The 12,635-nt window shown below is 65.0% G+C and carries 20 protein-coding genes; 14 read left to right on the forward strand and 6 right to left on the reverse strand.

The window, feature by feature from the left end; all coding sequences use genetic code 11:
* Nucleotides 1-34: 34 nt before the first annotated feature.
* From GRI48_RS13600 to GRI48_RS13615, 4 genes are read right to left on the reverse strand one after another with little or no spacing between them, the layout of a single operon-like run.
* On the reverse strand, nt 35-826 hold the full coding sequence (locus GRI48_RS13600) for a helix-turn-helix domain-containing protein (RefSeq protein ID WP_160677441.1): 792 nt from the start codon (nt 824-826) through the stop codon (nt 35-37).
* Nucleotides 827-830: 4 nt separating this feature from the next.
* On the reverse strand, nt 831-1,478 hold the full coding sequence (gene gmk, locus GRI48_RS13605; protein ID WP_160677444.1) for a guanylate kinase: 648 nt from the start codon (nt 1,476-1,478) through the stop codon (nt 831-833).
* Nucleotides 1,479-1,533: 55 nt separating this feature from the next.
* Nucleotides 1,534-1,959, reverse strand: a complete 426-nt coding sequence (locus GRI48_RS13610; RefSeq protein ID WP_160677447.1) for a hypothetical protein — start codon at nt 1,957-1,959, stop codon at nt 1,534-1,536.
* A 35-nt stretch (nt 1,960-1,994) separates the two neighbouring features.
* Nucleotides 1,995-2,498: an SspB family protein gene (locus GRI48_RS13615; protein WP_160677450.1), complete on the reverse strand. Its 504-nt coding sequence runs from the start codon at nt 2,496-2,498 to the stop codon at nt 1,995-1,997.
* A gap of 86 nt (nt 2,499-2,584) precedes the next feature.
* On the opposite strand from GRI48_RS13615, the gene hisB reads away from it, so the two are divergent.
* From hisB to pal, 12 genes are all read left to right on the forward strand, one after another.
* A complete protein-coding gene (gene hisB / locus GRI48_RS13620; RefSeq protein WP_237451977.1) occupies nt 2,585-3,178 on the forward strand; it encodes an imidazoleglycerol-phosphate dehydratase HisB in 594 nt (197 codons plus the stop codon).
* Entirely contained in the window at nt 3,171-3,803 is a 633-nt protein-coding gene (hisH, locus tag GRI48_RS13625) for an imidazole glycerol phosphate synthase subunit HisH (protein ID WP_337190842.1), read from the forward strand. Before hisB ends, hisH begins: the two co-directional genes overlap by 8 nt.
* A gap of 43 nt (nt 3,804-3,846) precedes the next feature.
* Complete coding sequence (hisA, locus tag GRI48_RS13630) at nt 3,847-4,575, forward strand: 1-(5-phosphoribosyl)-5-[(5-phosphoribosylamino)methylideneamino]imidazole-4-carboxamide isomerase (RefSeq protein WP_160677456.1); 729 nt, start codon at nt 3,847-3,849, stop codon at nt 4,573-4,575.
* The gene (gene hisF / locus GRI48_RS13635; RefSeq protein WP_160677459.1) at nt 4,572-5,336 is read left to right on the forward strand and encodes an imidazole glycerol phosphate synthase subunit HisF; all 765 of its coding nucleotides are present in this window, start codon (nt 4,572-4,574) and stop codon (nt 5,334-5,336) included. The genes hisA and hisF overlap by 4 nt, the downstream gene beginning before the upstream one ends.
* 14 nt (nt 5,337-5,350) lie before the next feature.
* Complete coding sequence (locus tag GRI48_RS13640; RefSeq protein WP_160677462.1) at nt 5,351-5,668, forward strand: phosphoribosyl-ATP diphosphatase; 318 nt, start codon at nt 5,351-5,353, stop codon at nt 5,666-5,668.
* Nucleotides 5,668-6,045 carry an HIT domain-containing protein gene (locus GRI48_RS13645; RefSeq protein ID WP_160677465.1) on the forward strand — a complete coding sequence of 126 codons (378 nt, stop codon included), beginning with the start codon at nt 5,668-5,670 and terminating at the stop codon, nt 6,043-6,045. Before GRI48_RS13640 ends, GRI48_RS13645 begins: the two co-directional genes overlap by 1 nt.
* An 84-nt stretch (nt 6,046-6,129) precedes the next feature.
* Nucleotides 6,130-6,585, forward strand: coding sequence for a YbgC/FadM family acyl-CoA thioesterase (locus tag GRI48_RS13650; protein ID WP_160677468.1), 456 nt, complete (start codon nt 6,130-6,132; stop codon nt 6,583-6,585).
* On the forward strand, nt 6,585-7,289 hold the full coding sequence (tolQ, locus tag GRI48_RS13655) for a protein TolQ (RefSeq protein WP_160677597.1): 705 nt from the start codon (nt 6,585-6,587) through the stop codon (nt 7,287-7,289). Before GRI48_RS13650 ends, tolQ begins: the two co-directional genes overlap by 1 nt.
* Nucleotides 7,290-7,802 (forward strand): ExbD/TolR family protein, encoded by a 513-nt coding sequence (locus tag GRI48_RS13660; RefSeq protein ID WP_202389375.1) that lies wholly within the window; start codon nt 7,290-7,292, stop codon nt 7,800-7,802.
* 9 nt (nt 7,803-7,811) lie between these two features.
* Nucleotides 7,812-8,636, forward strand: coding sequence for an energy transducer TonB (locus GRI48_RS13665; protein ID WP_160677473.1), 825 nt, complete (start codon nt 7,812-7,814; stop codon nt 8,634-8,636).
* Complete coding sequence (tolB, locus tag GRI48_RS13670; protein WP_160677476.1) at nt 8,633-10,009, forward strand: Tol-Pal system beta propeller repeat protein TolB; 1,377 nt, start codon at nt 8,633-8,635, stop codon at nt 10,007-10,009. Before GRI48_RS13665 ends, tolB begins: the two co-directional genes overlap by 4 nt.
* 46 nt (nt 10,010-10,055) lie before the next feature.
* On the forward strand, nt 10,056-10,571 hold the full coding sequence (gene pal / locus GRI48_RS13675) for a peptidoglycan-associated lipoprotein Pal (protein ID WP_160677479.1): 516 nt from the start codon (nt 10,056-10,058) through the stop codon (nt 10,569-10,571).
* A gap of 73 nt (nt 10,572-10,644) precedes the next feature.
* Here the strand turns inward: pal and GRI48_RS13680 are convergent, their stop codons facing one another.
* Nucleotides 10,645-10,800, reverse strand: a complete 156-nt coding sequence (locus tag GRI48_RS13680; protein WP_160677482.1) for a hypothetical protein — start codon at nt 10,798-10,800, stop codon at nt 10,645-10,647.
* Nucleotides 10,801-10,967: 167 nt separating this feature from the next.
* On the opposite strand from GRI48_RS13680, the gene GRI48_RS13685 reads away from it, so the two are divergent.
* Nucleotides 10,968-11,501, forward strand: coding sequence for a J domain-containing protein (locus GRI48_RS13685; protein WP_160677485.1), 534 nt, complete (start codon nt 10,968-10,970; stop codon nt 11,499-11,501).
* A 156-nt stretch (nt 11,502-11,657) separates the two neighbouring features.
* Complete coding sequence (locus GRI48_RS13690) at nt 11,658-11,804, forward strand: hypothetical protein (protein ID WP_160677488.1); 147 nt, start codon at nt 11,658-11,660, stop codon at nt 11,802-11,804.
* Between the two features lie 31 nt (nt 11,805-11,835).
* Here GRI48_RS13690 and GRI48_RS13695 read toward each other — a convergent pair whose 3' ends face one another.
* Nucleotides 11,836-12,615: an SDR family NAD(P)-dependent oxidoreductase gene (locus GRI48_RS13695; protein ID WP_160677491.1), complete on the reverse strand. Its 780-nt coding sequence runs from the start codon at nt 12,613-12,615 to the stop codon at nt 11,836-11,838.
* Nucleotides 12,616-12,635: the final 20 nt, after the last annotated feature.

Here is a 12,635-nt window from a genome sequence, read left to right on the forward strand (position 1 = left end):
CTTTTTTATTGTTCGTTGCGGATGGCGGCGGGGACTATTTGCCCAGCGGATCGGCCGGCTTGATGAAGTAGCCGACGACCGACCATCCGGTGCCTTCGCGAACCATGACAGCCGTCTCGACGGCGTCGGTCGGCGCGTCCGAGAACTTCGTGTCGAACTCGACAATGCGATATTCGCCGGCAGGCGCGCCGGGCAGCTTGTCGTAAGCCGTCACGCCCTTCAGCGAGCGCGTCATCACCGTGCCGAGCGGTGCGCGAACCGGTTGGACCTGGGCGGCCCAGGTCTTTGCGGTAACTGCGCCGCGGAAGGCGGTTCCGGCCGCTTCCCAGCTGGCGTTCCAGTCGCCCTTGTCGACATGCGCGACCCAGGCAAGTGCTGCGTCGCTGGCCGCCTTGTCCTGCGCCTGGGCGACGGCGGGTGCTTCCGGGGTGGGGTGGCTGGCCGTACCCGACGAGGTGGCGGCAAGGGCAAGGGCGATAGCAAGGGCAATCATGACAGTTCCTCCGATGATCCAGACGACGCGGCGAGAACCGCCCGTCTGCATGTTGTCGATGGATGCATTGTGCGCATGGGCCCCGGGCAACGCGATCCCGATTTGCTCGGGCGCAATGTTTTGAGGGGGCGCTTCCTCCTGCTCCCCCAAGATTCTTGCGGCCTCGCGGCTGCTGCTCACCCCCAGTTTCTTGCGGGCATCGCGCAGGTAATCGTTGACGGTGTGGACCGACAGATTGAGATCGCGGGCGGCCGACTTGGCTGTGTGGCCTGCCAGCAGCAGGCGCAGGACATCCCGCTCGCGATCGGTCAGTTCGTCGATCCCCTTCGCCATGCGGCTACGCCATCAGTTCGCGCACGAAGGGAATGAGGCCGGTCTGGCGGGTCCGGCGCATGCGTTCGGCGTCGAGGATACGGCGCACCTTCTCGAAGCATTGGTCGACGTCGTCGTTGACCACGACATACTCGTATTCCGCCCAGTGGCTGATCTCGCCTCGGGCGCGCTCCATTCGGCTGTCGATGACCTCCGCGCTGTCCTGGGCGCGGCTCTCGAGCCTGCGCCGCAGTTCATCGAGGCTCGGGGGCAGGATGAAGACGGTGACGACGTCCTGCTCGTCCTTCTGCTTGAGCTGCTGGGTGCCCTGCCAGTCGATATCGAACAGGAAGTCCTGCCCGTCCTTCAGCGCGTTACGGATGCGGCCCTTGGGCGTGCCGTAGCGATAACCGAAAACGTGTGCCCACTCGTAGAAATCGTCCTCTTCGACCATCCGGTCGAACTCGGCATCGGACACGAAATGATAATGCACCCCGTCGATCTCGCCCGCGCGCGGCGGGCGGGTCGTCGCCGAAACCGAGAGCATGATCTCATCCTCGACATCGAGCAACATGCGCGAGATGGTCGTCTTGCCTGCGCCCGAGGGCGAGGAGAGGATGAACATCAGCCCGCGGCGATGAAGCTTGTCGGTGTCGGTTGCGGAATCGGCCATGCGCGCTGTTGCCGTATGGAGGGCAGGGAAATCAAGGGCCGGCGGCCCGCTGTCGTCAGATCGCGGTCTTGCCGTCGGCGTTCTTCTTGAGCGCCTTGTCCCCCTTTACGCGGGACTGGCGGCGCGACTGGCTGCGATCGAACAGCACCTTTAGCGCAAGGCCGGTGGTGACGATGGCCGCGCCGGGTATCGACTTGGTGGCGACCTTGGTCACCCCGTAGGCGGCCAGCGTCTGCACGATCGAACGGTTCTCGACCGCGTCCTTCGCGAATTGCTTGCCGTATTGCCGCCCGAGCAGGGCTTTCTCGACCGTCATGCGGGACAGCCGCCCGACGCTGCGCAGCAGGATGTCGTGGATGATGATGTTGGTGGAGGGATTGGTGCTCGGTCCGGGGACCGGATCCTTGCGACTTGGCATCGAGTCGAGCGCGTCCTCGGTCTTGTCGCCGATGTAATCCGTCACGTGATTGGGTTTTGCCATGGACCTGCCCCTTTGCGCGGGCCGCTGGACCCGGTTTATTTCTTGCGGCCGAAATCGACCGTCACGACATTGCTGCCGTCGTCACTGGAACCAACGGTGCCGTCGCCGCCCCGTTCCGGAGAATCATTTTCCGCATCGTCGTGCAGCGGGGGCGCCATGTCCGAAACGGTCGCCTGGAACTTCAGCCCGAAATCGACCGCCGGATCGACGAAATCCGTGATCGCGGCGAAGGGCACGTCGAGCTTGGCCGGGATCTGGTTGAAGCTGAGGCCGACGCTGAAACCGCGTTCGTCGACGGCCAGGTCCCAGAACTTGTTCTGCAGGACGATGGTCATCTCGTCGGGGAATTGTTCGCGCAGGTGCCGCGGTACCGACACGCCCGGCGCGTTCGTCTTGAAGGTGATGTAGAAGTGATGCATCCCGGGCAGCGTGCCGCCCGATCCCTCGACTTCGCTCAGGACGCGGCCGACGACTGCGCGCAAGGCTTCCTGCACGATCTCGTCATAGGGGATCAGGCTATCGGGTGGACTGTCGCTCATTTCGCGCGGAATCTGGCTGCGCGCGCCCATTCGGTCAAGCGCAATCGCTTGCGCCATCCCCGATTGCCCGTATAGGCCCGTGCCCCATGCGCACCGCCAAGATCAGCCGCAACACTGCCGAGACCGGAATCGATATCGAGGTCAACCTCGATGGGACCGGCGCCTACGACATTTCGACTGGCATCGGGTTCCTCGACCACATGGTCGAACAGTTCAGCCGCCACTCGTTGATCGACGTCACGATGAAGATCGACGGCGACCTCCACGTCGACCAGCACCACACGACCGAGGACAGCGCGCTGGCGCTGGGCCAGGCGCTGGCGCAGGCGATGGGCGACAAGGGCGGTATCGGGCGTTACGGCACGGCCTATTCGCCGATGGACGAGACGCTGGCGCGGGTCGCGCTCGACATTTCCGGGCGGCCCTATCTCGTCTGGAAAGCCGGCTTCACGCAGGAAAAGCTGGGCGAATGGGATACCGAGCTGATCGAGCACTGGTTCCACTCGGTCGCGCAGACGGCGGGCATCACGCTGCACATCGAGCTGCTGTATGGCAGCAACAACCACCACATCTGCGAGGCGATCTACAAGGGGTTCGCGCGCGCGATACGCCAGGCGGTCGAACTCGATCCGCGCAAGGGCGGGGCGATCCCGTCGACCAAGGGCCAGCTCGGTGGCTGAGGCGCTGGCGCTGATCGATTACGGCGCGGGCAATCTTCACTCGGTCTACAACGCGCTGATGGCCGCCGGCGCGCATCACGTGACCGTTACCGCCGAACCGGGTATCGTGCGCGGCGCGCAGCGGATCGTGCTGCCGGGCGTCGGTTCGTACAAGGCCTGCATGGAGGGGCTGTCCGCTCCCGACGGCCTGATCGAAGCACTCGAAGAGCGCGTGCTCGATGACGGGGTGCCGTTCCTCGGCATCTGCGTCGGGATGCAATTGCTCGCCACCCGCGGGGTCGAACACGGCATCACCGAAGGGCTCGACTGGATCCCGGGCGAGGTAAAGCCGATCGAGCGGACCGATCCGGCGATCAAGGTCCCGCACATGGGCTGGAACGATGTACTCCAGGCCCGGCACCACGATGGGTCGGAGCTGATCGAGGAAGGCGAGGCCTATTTCCTCCACTCCTATCATTTCCAGCCTGACGACGGCCATCACGTCGCGGCGATGACCGATCACGGCGGCGGTCTCGTCGCGGCGGTTGCGCGCGACAATATGCTCGGCGTGCAGTTCCACCCGGAAAAGAGCCAGGGGTACGGGCTGGCCCTGCTCGAACGATTCCTCGACTGGAAACCGTCTTGACGACCATGGCGGAGCGGGCCCCTAGCGCAACTGGATACAGGATATGATCGTTTTCCCGGCCATCGACCTCAAGGGCGGCGAAGTCGTGCGCCTTGCCGAAGGCGACATGGACCGCGCCACCGTTTACGGCGACGACCCGGCAGCACAGGCGATGATCTTCGCGGACGCTGGTGCCGAGTACCTCCACGTGGTCGATCTCGACGGTTCCTTCGCGGGTCGGGCGGAAAACCGCGAGGCAGTCGAGGCGATTGTCGCGGCGTTTCCCGGGCATGTTCAGCTCGGCGGCGGCATCCGCGATGCGGCGGCGGTCGAGGGTTGGTTCGACCTTGGCATCAGTCGTGTGGTGATGGGCTCGGCAGCTTTGAAGGACCCCGAGTTCGTCAAGCAGATGGCGAAGGAATGGGAGAACGGCATCGTCGTCGCGGTCGACGCACGCGAGGGCATGGTCGCGACAGAGGGCTGGGCGGAAGTCTCCGATGTTCCGGTGGTCGACCTCGCCCGCCGGTTCGAGGATGCGGGTGTGGCCTCGCTGCTGTTCACCGATATCGGGCGCGACGGACTGTTGAAGGGGTGCAATATCGACGCCACCGTCGAGCTGGCGCGCACCGTCGATATCCCGGTGATCGCTTCGGGCGGCGTGAAGGGTCTCGACGATATTCGCATGCTGGCGGTCCACGTCGATGACGGGATCGAGGGCGTGATCACCGGCCGCGCGCTGTACGAAGGGCGGCTGGACCTCGCTGCGGCGATCCAGATGGCAGACCGCGCATGACAGTCCGTATCCGCGTCATCCCCTGTCTCGATGTGGCCGATGGCCGCGTGGTCAAGGGTGTCAATTTCGTCGATCTCAAGGACGCGGGCGATCCGGTAGAACAGGCGCAGGCCTATGACGCGGCGGGGGCGGACGAGCTGTGCTTTCTCGACATTTCCGCCAGCCACGAAGGGCGAGGGACGCTGCTCGACATGGTCCGGCGCACGGCGAAAGTCTGCTTCATGCCGCTGACCGTCGGGGGCGGGGTCCGCACGGTGGAGGATGCTCGCGAGCTGCTGCTCGCTGGGGCGGACAAGGTCGCGGTCAATTCCGCCGCCGTCTCGCGTCCCGAAGTCGTCGCCGATATCGCGGAGAAAATGGGCAGCCAGTGCATCGTCGCATCGGTGGATGCGCGGCGCGTGGGCGAAGGCAGATGGGAGATCTTCACCCATGGCGGCAGACGCGAAACCGGGATCGATGCGCTGGCACATGCCAGGCGGCTGGCGGACCTCGGCGCGGGCGAACTGCTCGTCACCAGCATGGACGGCGACGGGACAAAGGCGGGCTACGACCTCGAACTCACGCGCGCCATCGCCGACAGCGTCTCGGTCCCTGTCATTGCCAGCGGCGGGGTCGGCACGCTCGACCACCTCGTCGAAGGGGTGACCGAGGGCCACGCCAGCGCGGTCCTCGCGGCCAGCATCTTCCACTTCGGCCAGCACACGATCGCAGAGGCGCACGATGCCTTGCGCCGTGCAGGCTTGCCCGCGCGCGGCGTTTGATCGACAAGACGCGCATGGACACGCTCACCCGTCTCGAGAACACGATCGGCGAACGGCTCTCCGCCGATCCGGACACCAGCTATGTCGCACGGCTCAATGCCGGCGGCGTGGGCAAGATCGCGCAGAAGGTGGGGGAGGAAGCGACCGAGACGGTCATCGCCGCCCTGTCCGGCAGCGACGAGGAACTGGTCGGCGAAGCGGCCGACCTTCTGTTTCACCTCACCGTCCTGTTGCAGGCCAAGGGCATAGCGCTCTCGGCAGTGATGACCGAGCTCGACCGGCGCGAAGGCGTGTCCGGTCTGGATGAAAAGGCGAGCAGGAAGGATACGTAATGCCGATCGACCCGACGCGGCCCTATGACGACGACAACATCTTTGCGAGGATTTTGCGCGACGAGATACCGTCGAAACGGGTTTACGAGGACGAGTGGGCGATCGCCTTCCACGACATCAATCCGCAGGCCCGGCTGCACATCCTCGTGATCCCGCGCGGCAAGTACGTGAGCTGGGACGATTTCGCAGCCAAGGCGAACGATGAGGAAATCGGCGGTTTCATCCGCGCGGTCGCCAATGTTGCGCGCGAGCATGACCTGGTCCAGCCGGGCTATCGCCTGCTCGCCAATGTCGGCCACGACGGCGGGCAGGAGGTTCCGCACCTGCACGTCCACCTCTTCGGCGGGCAACGTCTGGGGCCGATGATCGCGCGCTAGGAACGATCCGGCGACAACTGCCTGTGTGTAAAAAACCCGTGCTTGCCGCTGGACTCGCCGCTCCGCTAAGGGCCTAGGCGGACCATGGCCAATCTTCCCAACCCCCCTGACGGCATCATCGACGGCGACCGACATCTTTACGCCGTGCGCGTCTATTACGAGGATACCGACCTTTCCGGCATCACCTACCACGCCAATTATCTGCGCTGGTTCGAGCGTGCCCGATCGGATCTGTTGCGACGGCTGGGTATCGATCAGAGGGCGGCAATCGAAGCCGGGCAGGGCGCTTATGCCGTCGCCGACCTGCAACTTGGCTACAAGAGCCCGGCGAAGCTCGACGATGACGTGATGATAGAAACGCGCTGCACCGAAATGGGTGCGGCAAGTTGCCGGATGGCGCAGCGTGCGACCCGCGGCGATACCCTGCTCGCCGAAGCGGACCTGCGGGTCGGTTTCGTCGCACCCAGCGGACGCCCCACGCGCCAGCCCGGCGAATGGCGCGCGGCCTTTACCGAATTCATGAATGCGGAAACCGAATGATGGATAATCTTCCCTATCTCGCCCTTGCTGCCGCTCCCGAGCGGATCGATCCGATGCAGCTGTTCCTCGATGCCGACCTGGTGGTGCAGGCGGTCATCATCGGCCTGGTGCTGGCAAGCATCTGGGTCTGGATGATCATCGTCTCCTTCTCGCTCAGGATCGGGCGGCTGCGCAGCCGTACGGTGCATTTCGAGGAAGACTTCTGGGACACCGAGGACTTCGACAATTTCGTGAAGGAAAAGCGGCGCAAGGACCTGCCTGCCGCGCGCGTCGCCAACGCGGGCATGGCCGAATGGCGCCGCTCGACCGCCAACAAGCCGGTCGATCGCGAGGGCACGCGCCAGCGGATCGCCTCGGCAATGGAAAGCCAGGTCGCGGCGGAAGCGGACGAACTTGCCGAACGGCTCAATTTCCTCGCCACCGTGGGCTCGGTCGCCCCGTTCGTGGGCCTGTTCGGCACGGTCTGGGGCATCATGAACAGCTTCTTCTCGATCGGTCTGCAGGAGTCGAGCTCGCTGGCCGTCGTCGCGCCCGGCATTTCCGAAGCGCTGTTCGCTACGGCGATCGGCCTGTTCGCGGCCATCCCGGCGGTGATCGCCTACAACCGGTTCAGTCACAAGGTGAACCGCCTCGAAGCACGTATGCAGCGCTTCGCCGACCGGCTCCATGCCAGCCTCAGCCGACAGCTGGAGGTCGCGGGTTAAATGGCGATGGGCCTACACAGCTCCTCGCGGCGAGGAGGCGGTTCGCGCAGGGCGCCGATGGCGGAAATCAACGTCACGCCCTTCGTCGACGTGATGCTGGTGCTGCTGATCATCTTCATGGTCACCGCGCCGCTGCTGACCGCAGGCGTCCCGCTCGACCTGCCCGACAGCCGGGCGAACGCCCTGCCGACGGAGCAGCAGCAGGTCACCGTCTCGATGACGGGCGACGGAATGCTGTTCATCGACGAATCCGCCGTCGCCTATGACGAATTTCCAGCCGCGCTGGCAGCGATGCAGCGCGGTCCGGACGGCGAGCCGCCGATCGTCACCCTGCGCGCCGACAAGGCGCTCGATTACGGCCGGGTGATGGGCGTCATGGGCGAATTGAACCGCGCCGGTTTCAACTCGATTTCGCTGGTGACCAATGCCGCTGGCTCGCCGGGCCCGGCTACGACTACGAATGGTTCCGAAGCTGGCGAAGCGGTCAGCGGCGGTTCAGCCGGCGAGCCATAGCCCGAACCGATGGCGCTCGCCTCACCCCGCACAGAAGGGTTCCGTAAAGAGGAACGGGCCGGCCTCGCGGTCGCGGTGGTCCTGCACGTCGCGCTGGTCGCCGCGCTGCTGTTCCAGCCCGAAGCGCCGCCTGCGCCCGTGCCGGAGCGCATGACGGTCAATCTGGCGGAAGACGTCGGACTGGAAGCGCAGGCGCCGGTGCCGGTGCTCGAGAGCCGCGCTTCGACCTCGCCCGAACTGACCGATACGATCAGCCCCGAGCCGCCACTGCCCGAAGTGGTCGAACGCCCGGTCGAAACCCGCCCCGAACCCGCGCCTGTCGCCACCGCGAAGCCGAGGGCCAAACCGACACCGCGCAAGGAAACCCCGCGCGAAACTGCCCGCGAAACGCGGCGCGAGGCTCCCAGGCCCAAGCCCAAGGCCGACGCGGGCGGATCGAAGCGCTTCGATCAGGCATTCGCGGGCGCAGGTTCGAGCGAGAACACCACCGAGACCCGCGTGCCCGCATCGGAGATCGGCGCGAGCGCCAAGGCATCGCTGAGTCAGGCGGTGGCCCGCCAGATCAAGCCGCACTGGTCGCCGCCGGATGGCCCGGAGGTGGAGAAGATCACGACCTACGTGCGTTTCCGGCTGAACGAGAACGGCAGTCTCGCCGGCCGTCCCGAGATGGTGCGCCAGACGGGCGTCAACGACGTCAATCGCGCGCAGGCCGGTCGCCATGCCGAACAGGCCATCCGTGCCGTGCAACTCGCCGCCCCGTTCGACTTGCCGGGCGAATACTACAATGCTTGGAAAACCGTCACAGCCAACCTCGACTGGAAGCTCGCCCAATGAAGACATTCGCCGCCCTGCTGTTCGCCTGCGTAGCCATGCCAGCCATGGCACAGGACCTCGGCGCGCCGCCGCCTGCCGCCGGGCAGGTCGAGACGATCGACGAGGGCGAGGGGCTGGACGTCAATGTCAGCTACGAGGGGCGGTTGGAAGATCTGGGTATCGCCATCCCCTCCTTCGCGACCGATCGTGATGCCCCCACGCCTGCCAACACGCGCGGCACCGCGGCGCTGGGCATGGAACTCGCCCGGGTCATCACCTCCGACCTCAGGAACAACGGCCTGTTCAAGCCGACCGGGCCCGACGCGCTGCCGCAGCCCCGCTATCCCGAGATCACCGCGCCCAGTTGGGGCGTGTGGAGCGGCCGCAGCGCCGAGATGCTGGTCCAGGGCTACGTGCGGGCACGGTCGGACAACCGGTTGGTCGTCGGCTGCTATCTCTACGATGTCGCGCTGCAGAACGAACTGGTGCGCGAAGGCTGGGTCGTCGATCCAGCCGACTGGCGCCGCGCCGCGCACAAATGCGCCGATCTCGTCTATTCGCGGCTGACCGGCGAAAGCCCGTTCTTCGACAGCCGGATCGCCTATATCGCGGAGACGGGCCCCAAGGACAACCGGGTCAAGCGGCTCGCGATCATGGACAGCGACGGGGCCAACCATCGCTTCATCACCACCGGCCGTGCCACCGCCCTGACGCCGCGCTATTCGCCCGATTATCGCAAGCTGATGTATCTGAGCTATGTCGACGGCAATCCGCGGATCTACGTCTACGATATCGGGACCGGCAAGCAGACGCTGGTCAGCCAGAACGCCAGCCCCACCTTCGCGCCGCGCTGGTCGCCCGACGGGAGGAGCATCCTCTATTCGATGGCCGTCAACGGCAATACCGACATCTACCGGGTCCCGGCCACCGGGGGCAGTTCGGTACGGCTGACCGACACGCCGGGCATCGATATCGGCGGAAGCTATTCGCCGGATGGTAGGAAGATCGTGTTCGAAAGCGATCGATCCGGCAGCCAGCAGTGCTACGTGATGGACGCCAACGGCCAGAACCAGCGACGGATATCCTTCTTCGGTGGCCGCTGCGCGACACCCGAATGGAGCCCGCGTGGCGACCAGATCGCCTTCACCAACGCCAGCAGCTTCAACATCGGCGTGATGTCGCCGACCGGCAATGGCGTGCGCACGCTGACGCGCGGCTGGCAGGATGAAGCCCCCACCTGGGCGCCCAATGGCCGCATCATCCAGTTCTTCCGGACCGAGCGCGGTTCGGGGCGCACGGGTCTCTACCAGGTCGATCTGACGGGCAAGAACGAGCGCAAGCTTCCCACACCGGTCGATGCGTCCGACCCGGCGTGGGGACCGATCCTTCAGTAAATCGTTTCAACACCGGGGCACCGGTCCATTCCAAGGGGAAAATGCAATGAAAACTCGTTTCGCGGCAATCGCGCTTCTCGTAGGTACTGCAGCCATCGGCGGCTGCTCCAAGAAAGCACCGGAGCAACTGCCCCCTGCTCCAGAGCAGGACGGCACGGTAACGCAGTTGCCCGATCGCATCCCCGCCGGCGCGGTCGAAGGATCGCACGATCATTTCGTGCAACAGGTCAACGGCCAGAACGTGATCTATTTCGAAACCGATCGTTACAACATCGACAGCGCCGACGCCGCGGCTCTGCAGACGCAGGCGCAGTATCTGATGCAGTATCCCGATGTGCGGGTCACGGTCGAAGGCCATGCGGACGAGCGCGGAACGCGCGAATACAACCTTGCGCTGGGTGAACGGCGCGCCAATGCGGCGAAGAACTATCTCGTCGGCATCGGCATCGGCGCTAACCGTATCAGCACCGTCAGCTACGGCAAGGAACGCCCGGTTGCGCTGGGTTCGACCGAAGCGGCATGGGCGCAAAACCGCCGCGCGGTGACCGTCATAATCAACTGAGGGTCTGGTTTACGCACGAAAAAGGGCGCTGCGAAGCTCGCGGCGCCCTTTTTACCGGATCAAGCGGCCAATGTCAGGAAAGCGGGACGCTCTGCGCCATCGGCTGCTGATGCGCAGCCTGCTCCGCGACATGCACGGTGCGATCGGAATGCCCGAGGCTGGTCAGAAGCGCGGTGGCGGCCATCGCTGCGACGGCAAGCATCGAGGAAATCTTCAGTTGTCTGCTCATGTTCGGTCTCGTGCGCATGGCTGTTAGGATTCGATGGTTGAAATGGTATTAACGCGCTGCAATGCAACATTTCAATATGCAACCTGGTTCCCGTCCATTGCGCAAAAAGCCAGCGTCACTAGATTAACCGCCATGCAAGCCAGACAAACGACTTCGGAAACCGAGAGATGAGCGGCTCGCGCCGCTCTCTCGACTGGGGCTTCCCGCGCTGGCGCGAATACGGCAACTCGCGCGAGGCGACGACGGTCCGGCTGTGCGATCGCCATGGTTGCGACGAAAAGGGCGATTGTCCCGCCCCCAAGTCCCCCAACAGCCCCGAGCGGTGGTATTTCTGCCAGCGCCACGCGGCGGAATACAATTCGAAATGGGACTATTTCGAAGGCCTGGACAAAGCCGAGAAGGAAGATCGCGCCAAGACCGAGCGAAGCGAGAACGCCGGTTATGCCGAAGCCCAGCACTACGGCTGGGGCGGGAGCGGCGATGGTTCGCGCAGTGCCGACGAGATGCGCGCGCTCGACCTTCTGGAGCTCGAGCCCGACGCCGAGTTCGACGCGATCAAGAAGGCGTGGCGCGAAAAGGCGAAGAAGGTTCATCCCGATGTCGCGCCGGGCGATGCCGATGCCGCCCAGCAATTCCAGGCGATCCAGCTGGCCTATGAAGTGCTGCGTCAGGCGGAGGAAAGACGAAGCTGGAAGGGCTGATCGTCCGCCCGATCTCCACCGTTTTGTCCACAGAGCCGGCCTCACAAGGTTGCGCCGCGTTTAATAATTATTAACCATCTTCCGCGATCACGGGGTGCAAGGCCGAACCACGGTAATCAGCCGGGCGGTGAGGCACCCATTCGCGGGAGACGAAACGTGACGACTTATGCGCTGCTCAAGCCGATTCGGGTCTGGCAACAGCATCGTTCGATCAAGCGCAAGCTGGCGGAAATCGCCGCGATCGAACATTGCATGACTTCGCGGGCGACCACCTCGCGCGCAATGTTCCAGCCGGTCGTCTGACCGACCGGGCATATGCGAAGACGGGCGCGGCCTAGAGTGTCAGGCCGGCCCCGTTGAACCAAGGCCGGTCGCTGTGCGGTCGTACGTCCATCTCGTGGGTCCAGCAATTCTTCGGCTGGTGCGCGAGGGTCCAGTACACTTCGGCGAGATCGGCCGGATGGATGATCCCGTCCTCGCCTTTGGCGTCGAGAAATTCCTGCCATTTCCCGCCGACCATCTTGCCCAGCGTGTCGGGCGAATTGACTGCGCCATCCACCACTACATGCGCGACGTGCACGCCCTTGGGGGCGAGTTCGGCATTGAGCGTCTGGCATAGCAGCCTGCGCCCGCCCATCGCCGCGGCATGGCTGTGCTGCCCGGCGTTGCCGCGCATCGCTGCCGTCGCGCTGGTCACAAGGATTGTCCCGCTGCCGCGATCGACCATACCCGGGGCGAGCGCCTTCGCGACCCGGAACAGCCCGAAAGTGGCAAGGCGCCAGCCGAGTTCGAACGTCTTGTGCGTTGTATCGAACAGGCTGCGATCTCCGATCTGTGCGCCGAGATTGTACAGCACGACTTCGACAGGGCCGATGTCGCGTTCGACTTCGGCCAGGACGTCCTCGATCGCACCGTCCTCCGCCGCGTTGAGCAGATACCCACTCGCCGATCCGCCTTCGTCGCGGATCTGCCCGACGAGGCGCTGCAGGCCCGCTTCGTCGGAGCGGCGACACAAGACCGCGTGATAGCCACCGGCGGCAAAGCGCGCGGCGGCATGGCCGCCGATCCCGGCGCCTGCGCCGATCACCACCATCGCTTTGTTGTCGCTCGCCATCGCCGCCTCCATTTGCCTGA

The organism is Qipengyuania oceanensis (genome assembly GCF_009827535.1).
In the GTDB taxonomy this organism is placed as follows: domain Bacteria; phylum Pseudomonadota; class Alphaproteobacteria; order Sphingomonadales; family Sphingomonadaceae; genus Qipengyuania_C; species Qipengyuania_C oceanensis.

What these genes read in the sequence shown, in the direction of transcription:
- GRI48_RS13600 (WP_160677441.1), bottom strand. Translation starts at nt 826, where the DNA reads ATGGCGAAGGGGATCGACGAACTGACCGATCGCGAGCGGGATGTCCTG.
- gmk (WP_160677444.1), bottom strand. Translation starts at nt 1,478, where the DNA reads ATGGCCGATTCCGCAACCGACACCGACAAGCTTCATCGCCGCGGGCTG.
- GRI48_RS13610 (WP_160677447.1), bottom strand. Translation starts at nt 1,959, where the DNA reads ATGGCAAAACCCAATCACGTGACGGATTACATCGGCGACAAGACCGAG.
- GRI48_RS13615 (WP_160677450.1), bottom strand. Translation starts at nt 2,498, where the DNA reads ATGAGCGACAGTCCACCCGATAGCCTGATCCCCTATGACGAGATCGTG.
- hisB (WP_237451977.1), top strand. Translation starts at nt 2,585, where the DNA reads ATGCGCACCGCCAAGATCAGCCGCAACACTGCCGAGACCGGAATCGAT.
- hisA (WP_160677456.1), top strand. Translation starts at nt 3,847, where the DNA reads ATGATCGTTTTCCCGGCCATCGACCTCAAGGGCGGCGAAGTCGTGCGC.
- hisF (WP_160677459.1), top strand. Translation starts at nt 4,572, where the DNA reads ATGACAGTCCGTATCCGCGTCATCCCCTGTCTCGATGTGGCCGATGGC.
- GRI48_RS13640 (WP_160677462.1), top strand. Translation starts at nt 5,351, where the DNA reads ATGGACACGCTCACCCGTCTCGAGAACACGATCGGCGAACGGCTCTCC.
- GRI48_RS13645 (WP_160677465.1), top strand. Translation starts at nt 5,668, where the DNA reads ATGCCGATCGACCCGACGCGGCCCTATGACGACGACAACATCTTTGCG.
- GRI48_RS13650 (WP_160677468.1), top strand. Translation starts at nt 6,130, where the DNA reads ATGGCCAATCTTCCCAACCCCCCTGACGGCATCATCGACGGCGACCGA.
- tolQ (WP_160677597.1), top strand. Translation starts at nt 6,585, where the DNA reads ATGGATAATCTTCCCTATCTCGCCCTTGCTGCCGCTCCCGAGCGGATC.
- GRI48_RS13660 (WP_202389375.1), top strand. Translation starts at nt 7,290, where the DNA reads ATGGCGATGGGCCTACACAGCTCCTCGCGGCGAGGAGGCGGTTCGCGC.
- GRI48_RS13665 (WP_160677473.1), top strand. Translation starts at nt 7,812, where the DNA reads ATGGCGCTCGCCTCACCCCGCACAGAAGGGTTCCGTAAAGAGGAACGG.
- tolB (WP_160677476.1), top strand. Translation starts at nt 8,633, where the DNA reads ATGAAGACATTCGCCGCCCTGCTGTTCGCCTGCGTAGCCATGCCAGCC.
- pal (WP_160677479.1), top strand. Translation starts at nt 10,056, where the DNA reads ATGAAAACTCGTTTCGCGGCAATCGCGCTTCTCGTAGGTACTGCAGCC.
- GRI48_RS13680 (WP_160677482.1), bottom strand. Translation starts at nt 10,800, where the DNA reads ATGAGCAGACAACTGAAGATTTCCTCGATGCTTGCCGTCGCAGCGATG.
- GRI48_RS13685 (WP_160677485.1), top strand. Translation starts at nt 10,968, where the DNA reads ATGAGCGGCTCGCGCCGCTCTCTCGACTGGGGCTTCCCGCGCTGGCGC.
- GRI48_RS13695 (WP_160677491.1), bottom strand. Translation starts at nt 12,615, where the DNA reads ATGGCGAGCGACAACAAAGCGATGGTGGTGATCGGCGCAGGCGCCGGG.